The sequence below is a fragment of the Pseudomonas sp. genome (assembly GCF_048269965.1).
Classification (GTDB): Bacteria; Pseudomonadota; Gammaproteobacteria; order Pseudomonadales; family Pseudomonadaceae; genus Aquipseudomonas.
Window position 1 is genome coordinate 203,712 of sequence record NZ_JBLWTV010000004.1, and the last position, 14,066, is coordinate 217,777.

10 protein-coding genes are annotated in these 14,066 nt (G+C 55.6%); 6 read left to right on the forward strand and 4 right to left on the reverse strand.

Going from position 1 to position 14,066, the window contains the following annotated elements:
• Nucleotides 1-71: 71 nt before the first annotated feature.
• The 6 genes from ACN0X6_RS06950 to ACN0X6_RS06975 all read left to right on the forward strand — a co-directional run bounded on the left by ACN0X6_RS06950 (nucleotide 72) and on the right by ACN0X6_RS06975 (nucleotide 7,150).
• The gene (locus tag ACN0X6_RS06950; protein WP_417702878.1) at nucleotides 72-2,507 is read left to right on the forward strand and encodes a heavy metal translocating P-type ATPase; all 2,436 of its coding nucleotides are present in this window, start codon (nucleotides 72-74) and stop codon (nucleotides 2,505-2,507) included.
• A gap of 16 nt (nucleotides 2,508-2,523) precedes the next feature.
• Nucleotides 2,524-2,886, forward strand: a complete 363-nt coding sequence (locus ACN0X6_RS06955; protein ID WP_090256266.1) for a DUF3703 domain-containing protein — start codon at nucleotides 2,524-2,526, stop codon at nucleotides 2,884-2,886.
• An 8-nt stretch (nucleotides 2,887-2,894) separates the two neighbouring features.
• On the forward strand, nucleotides 2,895-3,371 hold the full coding sequence (locus ACN0X6_RS06960; protein WP_090256267.1) for a hypothetical protein: 477 nt from the start codon (nucleotides 2,895-2,897) through the stop codon (nucleotides 3,369-3,371).
• A gap of 604 nt (nucleotides 3,372-3,975) precedes the next feature.
• Entirely contained in the window at nucleotides 3,976-5,301 is a 1,326-nt protein-coding gene (locus ACN0X6_RS06965; RefSeq protein WP_296235855.1) for an OprD family porin, read from the forward strand.
• Between the two features lie 151 nt (nucleotides 5,302-5,452).
• A complete protein-coding gene (locus tag ACN0X6_RS06970) occupies nucleotides 5,453-5,731 on the forward strand; it encodes a hypothetical protein (protein WP_296235854.1) in 279 nt (92 codons plus the stop codon).
• Nucleotides 5,732-6,190: 459 nt separating this feature from the next.
• Nucleotides 6,191-7,150 carry an arsenic resistance protein gene (locus ACN0X6_RS06975; RefSeq protein ID WP_417702879.1) on the forward strand — a complete coding sequence of 320 codons (960 nt, stop codon included), beginning with the start codon at nucleotides 6,191-6,193 and terminating at the stop codon, nucleotides 7,148-7,150.
• A gap of 116 nt (nucleotides 7,151-7,266) precedes the next feature.
• On the opposite strand, the gene ACN0X6_RS06980 is transcribed toward ACN0X6_RS06975, so the two are convergent.
• From ACN0X6_RS06980 to ACN0X6_RS06995, 4 genes are all read right to left on the reverse strand, one after another.
• A complete protein-coding gene (locus ACN0X6_RS06980; protein WP_417702880.1) occupies nucleotides 7,267-10,389 on the reverse strand; it encodes an efflux RND transporter permease subunit in 3,123 nt (1,040 codons plus the stop codon).
• 11 nt (nucleotides 10,390-10,400) lie between these two features.
• A complete protein-coding gene (locus ACN0X6_RS06985) occupies nucleotides 10,401-10,742 on the reverse strand; it encodes a P-II family nitrogen regulator (protein WP_417702881.1) in 342 nt (113 codons plus the stop codon).
• A 14-nt stretch (nucleotides 10,743-10,756) separates the two neighbouring features.
• The gene (locus ACN0X6_RS06990) at nucleotides 10,757-12,346 is read right to left on the reverse strand and encodes an efflux RND transporter periplasmic adaptor subunit (RefSeq protein WP_417702882.1); all 1,590 of its coding nucleotides are present in this window, start codon (nucleotides 12,344-12,346) and stop codon (nucleotides 10,757-10,759) included.
• A 153-nt stretch (nucleotides 12,347-12,499) separates the two neighbouring features.
• Nucleotides 12,500-13,768, reverse strand: a complete 1,269-nt coding sequence (locus tag ACN0X6_RS06995) for a TolC family protein (RefSeq protein WP_417702955.1) — start codon at nucleotides 13,766-13,768, stop codon at nucleotides 12,500-12,502.
• Between the last annotated feature and the right edge of the window lie 298 nt (nucleotides 13,769-14,066).

Below are 14,066 nucleotides of genomic sequence, written 5' to 3' on the forward strand. Positions count from 1 at the left end.
TCGACAAACGCTTGACCCTGTAGTGGCTTCAGGGTGTTCACTCTGCACAACTGATCAATGAGGATACCCCCATGGCTGGCTGCTGCAGTGATGAACACAAACCTGAAGCGGTTTCAAAGGATGTCTGCTGTGACCCCAATGAGGCGATTAAGTGCTCCTCCGCTACAGCCTCAACGGTAAATGCCCTAGCTGGCTCCAGGCTCAGCAGCTTTCGCATTGCGCAAATGGACTGCCCTACCGAACAGTCGCTGATTCAGGACAAGCTGAGCAAGCTCGCTGGCATAGATAAGCTCGACTTCAACCTGATCAATCGGACTCTTGGGGTATGGCACAACTTGCCGTCGACCGCACCCATCGAGGCGGCGATCTCGTCCCTGGGAATGCAGGCAGAACCGCTATCAACTGAAGGGCAAGCCCGCATTAAAATCGAACAGATGGACTGCCCAACGGAAGAAAAGCTGATCCGCGACAAGCTGTCCTCACTCCCTGGCATCAGCGAGTTGGAATTCAACCTGATTCAGCGCGTACTGACGATTCGCCACACAGCAGATGCACTGCCAACAGCACTGGCCGCTATTCGCGACCTTGGTTTCACGCCAGTGGTTGAAGGGGCAGCGACATCAGACGAAGGCACGCAAGGAACCCCGCGCAAGAAGGCCTGGTGGCCTTTGGCGCTATCGGGTGTGGCCGCTGTATCGGCTGAAGTGATCCACTTTGCCGAGCTTGCTCCGGAGTGGGTTGTGGCTGGCGTGGCGCTGCTCGCCATCCTGCTGTGCGGCCTGACGACTTATAAGAAGGGCTGGATCGCGCTGAAGAACCGCAACCTGAACATCAATGCGCTGATGAGTATCGCGGTGACCGGTGCGGTGCTGATTGGGCAATGGCCAGAAGCGGCCATGGTCATGTTCCTCTTTTCTGTCGCCGAGTTGATCGAAGCGAAGTCGCTGGATCGGGCGCGCAATGCCATCCGCGGCCTGATGGATCTGACCCCTGAGCGCGCCACGGTGCAGCAGATCGATGGTACATGGCTTGAAGTTGACGTTAAAACCATCGCCGTAGGCGCATTGGTCAGGGTAAGACCGGGCGAACGAATCGGTCTCGACGGCGAGGTTACTTCCGGCAACTCCACCATCAACCAAGCGCCCATCACGGGGGAAAGCCTGCCCGTAGAGAAAATCATTGGCGACCCGGTTTTTGCAGGAACCATCAACGAAGCCGGCTCCCTGGAGTACCGCGTCCTAGCCGCCGCTGCCAACACCACGCTGGCACGTATCATTCACGCGGTCGAAGAGGCGCAGGGGTCACGTGCGCCGACCCAGCGCTTTGTCGATCAATTCGCCAAGGTATACACCCCTGTCGTATTCCTATTCGCCCTAGCTATCGCCATTGTGCCGCCACTCTTCATGGCCGAGCCCTGGTACGACTGGATCTACCGTGCCTTGGTGCTGCTGGTGGTCGCCTGCCCTTGCGCCTTGGTCATCTCGACGCCCGTCACCATTGTCAGTGGCCTGGCAGCGGCGGCGCGTAAAGGCATTTTGGTCAAAGGCGGCGTCTATCTGGAAATCGGTGGCAAGCTTGGCTTCCTGGCACTCGACAAAACCGGAACCATTACTCATGGCAAGCCGGTACAGACCGATTACATGCCGTTGGTTGGACAGGACTCAGAACTCTACCGTACACATGCTGCCAGCCTCGCCAGTCGCTCTGACCACCCGGTTTCGCAGGCAATAGCCAAGCATGCCACTGAGAATGGCCTGACGTTTGCTGCCGTTGAGGGATTCGAAGCCCTATTGGGTCGAGGTGTTCGAGGCACCATCGAAGGCATAGATTTCCACCTGGGTAACCACCGCCTGGTGGAGGAGCTTGGCCTCTGCTCACCCGAGCTGGAAGCGACGCTGGAGCGTCTCGAACGCCAAGGTAAAACAGTGGTGGTGCTGTGCAATCCGCAGCGTGCCATTGCCCTGTTCGCCGTTGCCGATACCGTCAAGGACTCTAGCCGCCAGGCAATCGAGGAGCTTCATGCGCTTGGCGTGAAGACCACGATGCTGACCGGCGATAACCCGCACACCGCAGAAGCCATCGCACAGCAGGTGGGCATCGACGAAGCACGCGGCAATCTCCTGCCAGTCGACAAGTTGCAGGCTATTGAAGCATTGCAGGCGCGCGGCTACGTTGTAGGAATGGTCGGCGATGGCATCAACGATGCGCCGGCGTTGGCGAAGTCCGAAATCGGGTTCGCCATGGCCGCCGCCGGCACGGACACGGCCATCGAAACAGCGGATGTGGCCTTGATGGATGACGACCTGCGCAAGATCCCGGCCTTCATCCGCCTGTCTCAACAGACCGCCGTCATCCTCAAGCAGAACATCGTGCTGGCGTTAGGGATCAAGGCCCTGTTTCTCGCCATTACCCTAACGGGGCAGGCGACGATGTGGATGGCCGTCTTTGCCGACATGGGCGTCAGCCTGCTGGTGGTGTTCAACGGCCTGCGCCTGCTTAAAAAGTAGGATCGGAGGATTGAAGATGAAAGCAGCATTGCAACTCGCAATTGAACAAGCCTTTCAACAGGCCGAGCACGCCATGCAGGAGAGGCGTAATACCGATGCCTTTCAATGGCTGGAGCGCGCGCACATCCTGACTCAACGCCAGCCCTTGCTGCACGCCAGATCACACTGTCTGATGCTCACGCTCGGTTGGCAGATTGGCGATTATCGCGAGGTGGCCGGGCAAATACCGCGCATTTTCGCGGCCTTGTTGTTCTCCAAAATCTGGGTGCCCATTGGCAATACAGGCCGCTCCAGAGTCAGTGCGTTCAAGCCCATGCCGGTTCCTGAAGAACTCCAGGCCTTGCTTGCGAGCGATGAGCAAAACCCATCCAGTCGGTGATTGTGTCCATGCAAGTCGATCTCGCCACCCAGCTGCCGTGCACACTTGCAGAGGTGATCGCCCAGGTGCGCACACCACGCCTGCTGCGTCAGGTTGCTTCACCCTTATTGAGTTTCAGCCCGCTGGCTCCGGCTGAGTTTCCTGATACCTGGAGCGAGGGCACCTACTGGGTCAAGCTGAAGTTATTCGGCGTACTTCCCATTGGCCGTCAGGCGATTGTGATTACCTACCCGCAGATGGAAAACGCTCAGACCTTCATGCTTAGAGACAACGGCTATAGCCCGCTGATCAGCAAGTGGGATCACCTCATTACGGCACATGAGGTGAGTGGCGGAACACTTTACCGAGATCGCGTGACTATCGAGGCCGGCATTCTCACCCCGTTCGTGTGGCTCTTTGCGCGCCTGTTTTACGCACACCGTCAGCGCCGCTGGGCAGCCTTGGCGGCAAATGGCTTTAACTACGGAAACTCTCAGCCGCTGTAGTCATCGCCCCTTGCTTGATTCTTGGCCGCATCAGCCAACGCTTCCTCTGGCAAGCGCTGAGCCCATGGCTATTCACACTCCTGCGGTCACAGTTCCAAGCACCATTACTGCCATGAGCTGGAATATACGCAGTGCGCCTGCCAGCTCCAGCTTATCAGCAAAATGCTGACTTACACGACGGGAGTGAGCAGCATGCCCGAACCGCACAAGGTGATTCGGATGGAGGCTTACGGGCCTCCATACAAGATCAACCGGCGTCCCCCCCTGCCGGCTTGGCACATCAGCCCGGCGCTATCGGTCAATCTGAGTGCACCGTCCGATGAGCTGGCAGTCGTGATCATTCGGCCTGATCAAGGCCGGAGCTCTCTCGACCTACCCGTCGGATTCTATTGAAAATCTGAATTCAAATGTCGCTTTAAGACAACTTTTATTGCCGCCTTGTGAAGATTACAGAATTGTAATCTTCCAATCATCTTCAAGTTATCTTCAGCTTGCAAGGATAGGGCTCAGCTCCCCAAAGGCGCAGAGCGCTTGAGGGTGCAATACCTATAAGAACGCCATGGCGAAAACTAGACTAATAACTGCCAATATAAAGGAGCAATAAATGCTTAATAAAACCAAACTATCCCTTGCAGTATTTTCGGCGATTGTCAGTGCAGCTCCGCTCATGGCGGCCGCAGAAGAGCAAGCCGAAGGTTTTGTAGAAGGTAGCAGTTTCAATATTCTCAACCGTAACTTCTACATGAACCGTGACTTTCGTAAAGGTCAGTCGAGCAACACTGACAATGGCTACTCTGAGGCATGGGCCCACGGCATCATTGGCAAGTTTGAATCGGGCTTTACCCAAGGCACTGTAGGCTTTGGTATTGATGCCTTCGCCATGCTCGGCCTTAAGCTGGATACCGGCGATGGTCGTTATGGCCCAGGCGGCAGCATTAACCTGCTCCCTGTAAACAGTGATGGCGAAGCTGAAGACAATTACTCCAAAGTCGGCGGTGCAGTAAAAGCCCGGCTACTCGACACCGTTGTCAAAGTAGGCGATGTGTTCCCCATGACACCGGTGGTTCACTACGGTGACTCCCGCCTGCTACCGGAAAGCTTTCGCGGCGTTACGGTTGAGAACACCAGCTTTGATGGTTTGACCCTTCAGGGTGGCCGCCTGCATGCCATGAGCCAGCCGCAAGTCAGCACCATGCGTGATGAATTCGCAACATTCTATGCGGGCTCTGTCGCGTCGCCATGGGTTGCCTATTTCGGCGGTGACTATTCGCTAAATGACAACCTGAGCTTTAGTCTCTATAGCAGCCAACTCAAGGATGCTTGGAAGCAGCACTATGCCGGTACGTCCTTCACCTACCCGCTGACCGACAGTGTTTCCTTGTTCGGTGGCTTGAACTACTACAAAGCTGTCGATGACGGCCAGCAGCTGCTGGGTGAGTTCGATAACGACATTTACAGCGGCAAAGTGGGTGTGCAGTTCGGTGCACACAGCGTTGCCCTGTCGCACCAGCGTAACAACGGCGACGATGATTTCGACTACCTGCGCCAGTCTGATTCCATCTTCCTCGACAACTCCATTCAGTACAGCGACTTCAACTCGCCGAAAGAGAAGTCCTGGATGCTGCGCTACGACCTAGATATGGCGAGCTATGGCGTTCCTGGACTGACCTTCATGACGCGTTATGCGCTGGGTACAGATGCGGACTACTCCGACGCCAACAATGTGTATATGCGTCGTGATGCCGATGGTAATCCGCTGACCGACCAGAAGCGCTGGGAGCGCAACATCGAAGCCAAGTACGTCGTACAAGCTGGCTCGCTGAAAGACATGTCCTTCCGCGTTCGCCAGATGACTACCCGCGCAACGGATTACGAGTCGGATCTGGACGAGGTTCGTCTGATCGTCGAGTACCCACTGAGCGTGCTCTAAGTATGGATGGGCGGGCGGGCGGGCTCTAAAAGCCCTGCCCGCTCATGCATAACAAGATAGACAGTTATTAGATTTCAAGAATGTAATGTTGGGCTCACGCTGCTGTTAGCTTCACCCCCGTAAAATTCACTCGAACTTGCAGAACTTGTCCATGAACCTCGACAAGCTACTAATTGAATTTTACGAGGCCTGCCTTATGAAGATTTTGAAAGCTCTAGTTATTGGATCGGTACTTCTTGTCGGCTCCACACAGACTTATGCAGAAGATGGCTATGATCGCTCAATGAAAGCTCAGGCAAAATTTCGAGCAGATCAAAAACGAATTCACGGAACTGAGCCTGCTGCCAAACCGGCGGACGAACTAAAGGTTAAGACCAGCAACCAAAATCGGGCCAATACCGATATTAAAAAAGAAACCAATGCTGACTAACCGCTCACTTTCGAACGATGTTCACCTCTAGAAGCTCCCGAGCTCCTTTGGAAAGAGGTGTACCCTAAGCGCCCTTCGGGGCGCTTTTTTTATTTAATTTTTAATAATAAAAAATCACTTTGAATATAAACCTCCAAACCAGAAAACTAACTCTACTCTTCCGCAAGTCATTCATATCTGCAACAAGCCATCGCTGTCAGCGTGTAGCAAGAAGGGCAAAATGATACCGGTGAAGGCCTTTAGATTGATCTGCCCGATATCTGCAAAGGCTCCTGGCTATCACCCCGATGCTAGAACACGGTGTCATTTGAATACCGCGCCCTTGCACCGTCAGCAGATACCTATTCAATAGCCAGACGCCGTGCCCATCTCAATCTTTCATGATTCAGGCCATCCAAGAGTATCGCCACGCTCTCCGCTACCTCATGTAAGCTGAAGTTTTTACTCCTTGAGGATGCTATGAGTAGGGATGCGCTTGAACAAAACCAGATACCGATCTATTTCGTTGCGGTCATTGCAGCGGCAATCGGTGGGTTAATAGCTCCTGCAGCTGCGCAGAGCCTGAACGCATTAGTGACCCCGACTATCGCCGTGCTGATGTACGCGATGTTCCTGCAAATCCCCTTTCTTGATTTCCGCGAGAGTCTTAGCAACAAACGCTTCATGTCTGCCTTGCTGATCGCCAATTTTGTACTGATTCCACTGTTGGTGTGGGCACTAACCAGAGGGCTCGCAGAACACCCGGCAGTACTAATCGGCGCTCTTCTGGTTTTGCTCACTCCCTGTATCGACTACGTGGTGGTATTTACGCACATAGGCAGAGGCGACTCGCGTGCGATTCTTGCAGCAACCCCCATCCTCTTGCTGTTGCAACTTGTGCTGTTGCCTGTGTATTTGGCTTTCATGCTAGGGGAGCAATCCCAAGTCGTTATCTCGATAGCGCCTTTCGCTGAAGCCTTTCTCGCACTGATTGTCGTGCCTTTATTGCTCGCGGTGGCTACAGCAGCCTTGGCTAAGCGCTCGCGGATCGTAGGTCGCTGGAACACCGTATGGGCATGGATGCCAGTCCCTGCGATGGCGGCAGTTCTCATTGCGGTGGTTGGGTCGCAAATCTCGCCGGTGGTACGTGATATCGACCAGCTTTTACCGGTGATCCCGGTGTATATCGGTTTCATGCTTCTGGCCCCCGTAGTGGGCGCACTCGCTTCAAGAGCTTATAAACTGCCCGCCTCGACGGCGAGAGCGGTTACTTTCAGTACCGCCACACGTAACTCGTTGGTGGTTCTTCCGCTGGCCCTGGCATTGCCTGAAGAAATACGAGGGCTTGCAGCCGCAGCGGTCATCACCCAGACGCTGGTTGAGTTGGTGGGTGAGCTTGTCTACATCCGGGCAGTGCCGATTCTCATTTGGCGTAAATAAAACCGCTGAGGACGTCACAGGCACAGTCACTGCCCACATTGAGCGGTATTTACGGTAAGCAAAAAGCCCCGCTCAAGAGCGGGGCTTTTCAGTTGCACACAAATAGCGCTGTGAACTTAGCGCAGACGATGGGCCAAGCGGTAGAGCAACGGCAAAACCAGCAGCGTCAGCGCGGTTGATGACAGGATTCCGCCAATCACCACCGTCGCCAGAGGGCGCTGAACTTCTGCGCCCGTACCGATGGCAGTGGCCATTGGAATAAAGCCCAGAGACGCCACCAAAGCTGTCATCAGCACCGGACGCAAACGAGTCAACGCGCCTTCACGAATAGCCTCGTCCAGCCCCATGCCGTTCTCACGCAAACTGCGAATGAAAGAAATCATTACCAGGCCGTTGAGCACCGCCACGCCCGACAACGCAATGAAACCCACGCCGGCAGAGATCGAGAGCGGAATATCACGCAGCCACAAGGCCATGATCCCGCCGGTCAGCGCGAAGGGCACGCCGGTGAACACCAGCAGGCCATCTTTGACATTGCCGAACATCATAAAGAGCAGTGTGAACACCAGCAGCAACGAGACCGGTACGACAATCTGCAGGCGCTTGGCCGCCGACTGAAGCTGCTCGAAGGTGCCGCCCCAGGTCGTCCAGTAGCCTGTAGGGACGCTAACTGCCTGGGCGATCTTGCTCTCGGCCTCGGCAACAAAAGAGCCGATATCGCGACCGCGAACGTTGGCGGTGACCACCACGCGACGCTTGCCACTTTCACGGCTGATTTGGTTCGGCCCCGGTGCGGACACCACGCTCGCCACATCAGCCAGGCGCACAAACCCTGGGCCATCCAGCCCATCGCCATTGGCCAGACGAATAGGCAGCTGCTGGATCTTGTCGACATCATTGCGCCACTCGTCCGCCAGGCGAACTTGGATATCGAAACGCCGGTCACCTTCAAACAGTGCACCCGCCTCGCGCCCGCCGATGGCGGTGGAAATGGCGTCCTGAATCTCCGAGACATTCAAACCGAATCGTGCGGCTTTCTCACGGTCGATTTGTACGCTGAGCATCGGCAGACCGGTGGTCTGTTCGACCTTCACATCAGCTGCTCCTGGAATACCCTCCAGCACCTCAGCGATTTGCTCGGCGGTCTCGTTCATCACATCCATGTCATCGCCAAACACTTTCACTGCGACGTCACTGCGTACGCCGGAGATCAGCTCGTTGAAGCGCATCTGAATGGGCTGAGTGAACTCATAGTTGTTGCCGGAAACCTGTTCAACCGCCTCCTGCATCGCCGCAACCAAATCGGCTTTGCTGCGATCAGGATCGGGCCACTGGTCGCGCGGCTTGAGCATGACAAAGTTGTCCGCCACGTTCGGCGGCATTGGATCGGTTGCGACTTCAGCGGTTCCAAGCTTGGCGAACACCGTATCAACCTCGGCAAAGGATTTGATTCGTTGTTCGAGTTGCACCTGCATTTCAATTGCTTGCGAAAGGCTAGTGCCAGGAATACGCAGGGCATGCAAAGCGATATCGCCCTCATCCAGGCTCGGCACGAACTCACTGCCCATCCGCGAAGCAGCTAAACCAGAAAGCACCATGATGACTGTCGCAATGGTCAGCACTAACGGCTTGCTGACCATGACCCAATCTAGCAACGGCGCGTAGCCTTGCTTGACCCAGGTCATTAGCCGATTTTCTTTTTCACTGACGTTGCCATTGAGGAACAGTGCAACAGCTGCCGGGACGAACGTCACCGAGAGGATCATGGCTCCGAACAGGGCTGTCACTACGGTGAACGCCATTGGGTGGAACATCTTGCCTTCCACGCCGGTCAGCGCAAATATCGGCAGGTAGACCACCATAATGATCAGTTGGCCGAACAACAGTGGACGACGCGCCTCCTTCGACGCCGCGAACACCTCATGGAAGCGCTCATTGCGGGTCAACGTTCGGCCTGCTGCGGCCTGGGCGTGAGCCAAACGACGCACGCAGTTCTCTACGATCACCACGGCACCATCGATGATGATGCCGAAATCGAGTGCGCCAAGGCTCATCAGGTTCGCGCTGACCTTGTTGCTGACCATGCCCGTAAAGGTGAACAGCATCGACAGCGGAATCACCATTGCGGTGATGAGGGCCGCCCGAATGTTACCCAGGAACAGGAACAGGATAGCGATAACCAGCAGAGCGCCTTCGATCAGATTCTTCTTCACCGTATTGATGGCCTTATCGACCAATACAGTGCGGTCATAGACCGTCTTCGCTATGACTCCTTTCGGCAGGTTGCGATTGATCTCCTTTATGCGCTGGTCGACAGCCTGCGATACATAGCGGCTGTTCTCACCAATCAACATAAAGGCAGTGCCGAGCACCACCTCCTGGCCGTTCTCAGTAGCGGCACCGGTGCGCAGCTCCTTACCCAGGCCAACCTCGGCCACATCACCGATGCGCACAGGAACACCATCGGTGTTCTTGATGATGATGTTGGCGATGTCAGTGATATTGCCGACTTGTCCCGGAGCGCGGATCAGGTACTGCTCGCCGCTGCGTTCGATGTAGCCCGCACCAACGTTGGCATTATTGCTCTCCAACGCAACCACAATGTCCTGCAGGCTGAGGCCATGTGCGACCAGGCGCTCCGGCTTGGGTGAAACCTGGAACTCCTTGGCATAACCGCCAATGGTGTTGATCTCGGTAACACCTTTGACGGTTCGCAGTTGCGGCTTGACGATCCAGTCCTGAATCTCACGCAGATCCATCGGTGTATAGGCGCTGCCATCCGGCTTCTTCGCACCGTCTTGCGCCTCGATGGTCCACATGTAGATCTCGCCCAGACCAGAAGCGATTGGCCCCATGCTCGGCGACAGATCACTGGGTAGATTTCCACGCGCTTCCTGTATCCGCTCATTCACCAACTGACGAGCGAAGTAGATGTCTGTGCCGTCTTCGAAAATGACGGTGACCTGCGACAACCCGTAACGTGAGATTGAACGCGTTTCCTGTAAGTTGGGCAGCCCAGCCATTACCGATTCAATCGGAAAGGTCACGCGTTGCTCGGTTTCCAGTGGCGAGTAGCCCTTTGCCTCGGTATTGATCTGCACCTGCACGTTGGTGATGTCGGGAACCGCATCAATCGGCAACTTCTGGTAGCTGTAAACACCCAACGCCGCCATGCCGAGCACAGCCAGCAAGACTAGCCAGCGCTGGTCGATGGCGAAGCGAATTAATCGTTCGTACATGTCAATTTCCCCTAAAGCGCAGCATCACCGCGCTCTCCAGTACGGATGCGCAATGCGTCGGTCAAAGGGGCCACGGCGACGATTCCATCACCGGGTACACCTGTGTGGGCGGCCTTCTCGATGGCATGGACGATCTCATCGGCAACCTCATCGGAGCAGAACGCCACCATCACGAGATGCTGATGGGCGTCTGGATTCCATTCGTCTGCGATATATCCATGATCCTTACCGTGACCACGCGGATGTCCATGGGCAGGCAGGATGGTGAATCCTGGTAGATGTGGCAGTGCGTGCAGCGCTTGCTCGACGGCTTCAAGCCGGATCGGACGAAAAATAGCTGTAACTTGTTTCATAGCTCGACTCCGAATTAGTGGTCATGGCTCGCGCCGGCTTTGCCAAGCTCAGCTTTGATCAGGAAGCTGTTCTTCAGCGCGTATCGATCGCCCGCCTTCAGACCCGAGATAACCTCGACGAAGCGGCCGTCGGATTTGCCCAGCTCAAGAGGCCGAGCTTCTAGCTGGTTATCGAAGCGGCCGAACACCACCTGCCAATCGCGAACGGTCTGGATCGCTTCGACCGCTACTGCAACGGGAACGTCGTTCTCCTCGGCAACCACCTCGACCGTCACTGGCAAACCAGGTCGCCATAGCCGATCTGGGTTGGCTAGCACGATGCGAGCAGTCGCCGAGCGGGTTTGCGCCCCAACCAGAGCGCTGACATAGGAAATGGAGCCCTTAGCCGTGGCGGCGAATGCGCTGGAGCTCACGACAACGTTTTGCCCTTCGGCGATTACGCCCAAGTCTTTCGCCGCGACGGTTGAGTCCACCCATACGGTCGACAAATCCGAGACGGTAAAGACTGCGGAATCCTCTTTGAGTACTTCACCAACAGAGATGCTTTTGCTGGTTATCACGCCATCGATAGGGGCACGAATCTCGAATTCGGTGAGATTCTGGCCTTTGGCCGGTGCACCGCCCAGCGAAGCGATTTGTTGCTGGACGCGCTGCACTGCGATAGCAGCTTCCTGCATGGCAACTTGCGCCTGCAGGAAGTCCTGCTCGGCGGAAATCTTCTCTTCCCACAATTGCTTTTCACGTGCATAGGTCGTGCGGGCAAGCGCAGAGCGTTGCTGGGCGGCCAGCATCTCGCCACGCAGTTCGGCCAGCGCCTGGCTGGAGATTTTGGCCAATACCTGACCCTTGCTGACCGTATCGCCAGCACTAACCGCCACCGAGTCGACGCGCCCGCCAAGTTGCGGGGTCACCTGAACCGTGCGGTCACCGTTGTAACGAACCTCGCCGAGCACTTGCAGCGTGGAGGCGATTTTCGCGGGACCAGCAGTGGCGAGCGTGACGCCGCCCTGCTCAAGCTGCGCATCCGTCATGGTCACGCGGCCCTCAACCTGCTCGTAACCGAACGAATAGCTCTTGCCACTGTGCTTGGCGCTGATGGAAACCTGGAATGAATGCGGCTCTACAACCGCGGCATCGCCACGTAGGTAGTTATTCTCTTTGCTGAAATTGATGATTTGCGCAGGTTGGCCAAGACGCAACAAGGTCACTTGCACCGTGCTTTCAGCAGGATTTAGAAGCTTGCCGTCCAGGTAGGTATAGAGCCTGAACTGAGGCTCTACGCCCTCCTCAAAAATCGTCACTTCAAGCGCATAATCACCCTCGGTGAAAAGCTTGCCGCCATGCTCGCCCTTGGTGGGTTCTACAGTTTCATGGTGCTCTTTATCTGCATGCTCATCGGCCTCTTCATGCTCGTCGGCCGAAGCCTCCCCGTGGTGCTCGGGATCTGCGTGAGCCGATACATCCTCATGATTCTCATCATGGCCATGGCCTTCCTCCCCGGACTTACCAGGGCTACCACTTAGAATCAGACCCGCCACGGCTAAACCGATGACGACAACAGCCACAATCATCAGCCACTGCTTTCTGGGAGTTGTTGATGCCATTGGTAACTCCAAATTATCAAAAGTATTGAATTTGACTCATGCCCAGGCGGCGACTAAACGCGCTCAATAAACATGCAGCTGCCAGGAAAGCAGGCGAGGCTTCATGTCGCATGACGCGACCGTCTAAGGCGTTATGTAGGTGCGCAGAGATGCTTATTTTTTGAATTCGATGTTGAGTTGGGAGCCGTAAATCTTCTCCAAGCTCACCCAGGCCGAGATAGCTTCATCCAGGGTATTCAGGTACTGGGAGCGCATGCTTACGAGGGTGCGCTGAGCATCGAGTACATCGATAAAGGCAAACTTGCCCATCTCGAATCCACGTACTGCGCCCTCTACTGCTTGCTGCGCGGTCGGCAGCAGTGTGCCGCTGATCGAGTCGACTTCACTTCTAGCGCTTTCCCACTGCTCAAATGCCTGCTGGGCTTCCGCGCGCAGGCGGAGTTCTGCGGCATTGCGCAAATCGCGCGCCTGGTCAGCTCCTTGAGCAGCGGCCAGCACATTGCCTTGGTTGCGGTTGAACAACGGAATAGGCATCGACAAGCCGAGCAAATTGACGCGCTCGCCAAGCCCTTCGTCGTATTGGCTGCCAACGCTGACGGTGAGGTCTGGAATGCGCTGCGACTTTTCGAGTTCCAAGGAAGACTCGGCACGCTGGATGTGCGTGCTGGCCAGCCGTAGGTCCGCTGTATCTGTTATGCGTGCAAGCATCTCAGCCTGCGACGGCAGGTACGGCAGGCGCTCAAGATCACCCTCGACATGCGCGAAGTTCGGTGTCTCGGCACCCGTTATGAGCGCCAGTTGCTTGTAGGCATTGCTTTGATTGAGGCGTGCGCGATTCAGCTCCAGTTGAATTTCAGAAAGCTGCACCTGAGCACGCGAGATTTCGATTGGCGAAGCCTTTCCGGCCTTTACGCGCCCTTCGACCACCTGAAGTCCGCGACGGGCAAGGTCTAACGACTGAGTGGAAAGCTGCAGTCCTTCCTGGGCACGCAGCGCTGAGTAAAAGGCCTGGATGACCTCAGCGCGCAAGATGTTTTTCTTACGCTCCAGATCAATCGCCACCGCGTCCTGATCACGCTCAGACACATCAATACGCGCGCTACGCTTGCCGCCCAGCTCAATTGGCTGAGATACCTGAATGCTGGTAACGCGCGACTCACTGCGCGTGTCCTCAACGCTCCAGGACAACTCAGGATTCGGGATCAGCCCAGCTTGAGTACGAGCACCTTCGGCAATACCTGTATTCCATTGTGCTGCAGCGAACTCCTGGTTCTCAGTGAGCGCTTGCGCCAACGCCTCATCAATCGTTATTGACTGCCTTGCTGATTCGGCAGCAGTTGTTGGAACTGGAGCAATTAACAATGCAGCCAGTAGCCCTGAAAATACACAGAATTTACCTATTCTAACTCCATGTCCGGCCATTGTTTTTACATGCACTTAAAGTCCTCCACAGAACTAGCTCTGCTGGAATATAATGAAGGCCTTTATATTTATTAATCCCGAGGGATATCGAGGATTATCGCTTGGGAAAATAAGTAGGAAAGCCGATTCCCGGCAGAATGTAGTGCTCCATGCCTATCAGCAAGGTGACTGGAAAATTACAAATACGTTATCCAGCACTTTTCCAGGTAGGCCTGTATTAGTATTGGCAGCGCTCAAGAGAGCAGGCGATTTAGCGCCCAGCAACAACTAGAAACATACACAGTTAAATAGAGGTTGC